Annotated in this window: 2 protein-coding genes and 1 pseudogene; all 3 read right to left on the reverse strand. The window is 38.2% G+C overall.

Annotated elements, in window-relative coordinates; all coding sequences use genetic code 11:
- Window positions 1-228: 228 nt before the first annotated feature.
- Complete coding sequence (locus CDZ78_RS07145; protein WP_167374206.1) at window positions 229-1,116, reverse strand: MtrB/PioB family outer membrane beta-barrel protein; 888 nt, start codon at window positions 1,114-1,116, stop codon at window positions 229-231.
- A gap of 8 nt (window positions 1,117-1,124) precedes the next feature.
- On the reverse strand, window positions 1,125-1,739 hold the full coding sequence (gene lipB / locus CDZ78_RS07150) for a lipoyl(octanoyl) transferase LipB (protein WP_087869390.1): 615 nt from the start codon (window positions 1,737-1,739) through the stop codon (window positions 1,125-1,127).
- A pseudogene (locus CDZ78_RS21790) lies at window positions 1,729-2,122 on the reverse strand (hypothetical protein); the annotation flags it as partial. The gene lipB and the pseudogene CDZ78_RS21790, both read right to left, overlap by 11 nt.

Below are 2,122 nucleotides of genomic sequence, written 5' to 3' on the forward strand. Positions count from 1 at the left end.
ACTAAAAATCATCACTCCGCTTAGGCTCCGTTTCCCTGATTTTAAGCGGCTGCGTAAAACAATTAGCGATGAAATATACTTATTTACTTTACGAAATGAAACCCATTTGCATTAACAACATGATGGGGCTTACTACATGGTTTTTCAAGTCGCTAAGTCAACTAACGTTAACCGACAAAAGATCTAAATCAGGCTGTCTATTATCCTAGAAACAATGACTACACAGGCTTAAAATTCGTAAAAAGCACTAAGCCCCACTACATGCGCGTTATAATCCGGGCTAACATTACCTAGACTGAGTACCTCGTCAATACTATCGGGAAATATATTATCCAGAGCATAATCATCAGTAACAAAAAACTCATACCGATAACTCAGTTGCAGGCGCATATTTTCCAGTACCCTGTAATTAGCACGGACATTTAAGCTATGTAAAATCGTTTTTAAATCGGGTAGCGGTTCACCATTGAGATTACTTCCCTGCTCGGTATCAGTCTCAGTCAGTGCATCAGAATAAGAATAAGAATAATCTAGCTGTAAATAAACTATATCCTTAATCACGCTCCAGTCTACACCTACCCCCACAGTATTAACCTTATCCCTGGTATTCACCTCCCAGAATTGTTCTGGGTTGCGGGAATCTAACCCTACATTAGAAAAACGAGTATAACCATCCTGCTGATTCTGAAAAAATTCGTAAGTATAAAAACCATATAAACTGAGGCCTTCATTTATTGCGTAATTAAGATCCACAGTTCCGCTAAAATTATCTGCAAAAGTCAAACCTAATTCACTTTGATCGTAATCATCCTGACTGTAATGTCCATTAAACCCAACACTTAAAGGCTCCAGAGGTAACCAGTTTGCAGAAAAACTCACCTTATTAGTATTTCTATCGACAAGATTAAATTGTCTGATTAAAGGGTCGTTCTCAAAGCGCACCGATGCAGGCACAGTTGCCAAATATTCCGGCGTATGACTCTGTAGGTATAAAGCATTACCATGATACTCAGAAGCATTACGGGCAATGTATTCGTATTTTAGCCAGCCACTAAGATTAAGTCGTAATTCTTGAATCTCTATGAAATCAATAACTGAGATTAAAACTATGCACAATTGATGCTTCAGCTTAATGCTTGCAGAGCATTAGCAATAGAATTCACCACAGGTATCGCTAATTCATTAGTCTTGATATTGACCCCTAGATTAGCTAACTGGGTAACTTGTAACCCCTGGTAACCACAGGGGTTAATATAAGAAAAAGGCGTTAAATCCATATTATTATTTAAACTCAATCCATGATAACTACAGCCTTTTTTAATGCGCAAGCCAACTGAGCCAATTTTGTTACCCTGTATATAAACACCTGGCGCCTGGGCTTTAGCCACTGCCTGTAAACCATATTGGGCAAGAGTTCCGATCATAGCCTGTTCCAGGACGGTTACCAACTGACGTACACCGATGCCTCTTCGTTTTATATCGATTAAGGTATAAACAACTAACTGCCCAGGCGCATGATAAGTAATTTGCCCTCCCCTATCAGTATCGACCACCGGAATATCTGAGACCTGTAATAAATGTTCTGGCTGGCCATTTAACCCCTGAGTAAAGACAGGAGAGTGTTCAACGATCCAGATTTCATCAGCACTATCAATATCTCTGGATAAGGTATAATCCTGCATTTTCCGCCAACAACTTAGATAATCCTGTTGCCCCTGATCACGTATCTTAATATTCATAACCGTCTACTTTTTGTATAAAATCATCCAGATCACTTGCTTGAGTCACTACATTAGGGTATCTTAGAAAGAGATAAAGCAATACGATACCGCTTTTTTGACCGAGCCCTTTAATAGAAGTAATGTTTTCATAGGCATTCAAATACTCAGTATTTGCCTTTATAAGCTTCATTGATAAGGCCATTAAGTTTTCTTGCTCTTTATCAATTTGTTTAATTCTTTTTCTCACTTGCTTAAGAATATAGTCATCTTCCTGGTTAATTTCTGCTGCCTCAAGATAATTCTTTTGGCGCGTCTTTTCTTTGTTAAGTGATTGATAGTATTTAATATATGATCTTAATTGATGCGCATCGTCATCTCTATAGGGGATTTTTATATCTCCC

Origin of the sequence: Bathymodiolus platifrons methanotrophic gill symbiont (genome assembly GCF_002189065.1) — a bacterium.
Lineage (GTDB): Bacteria > Pseudomonadota > Gammaproteobacteria > Methylococcales > Methylomonadaceae > Methyloprofundus.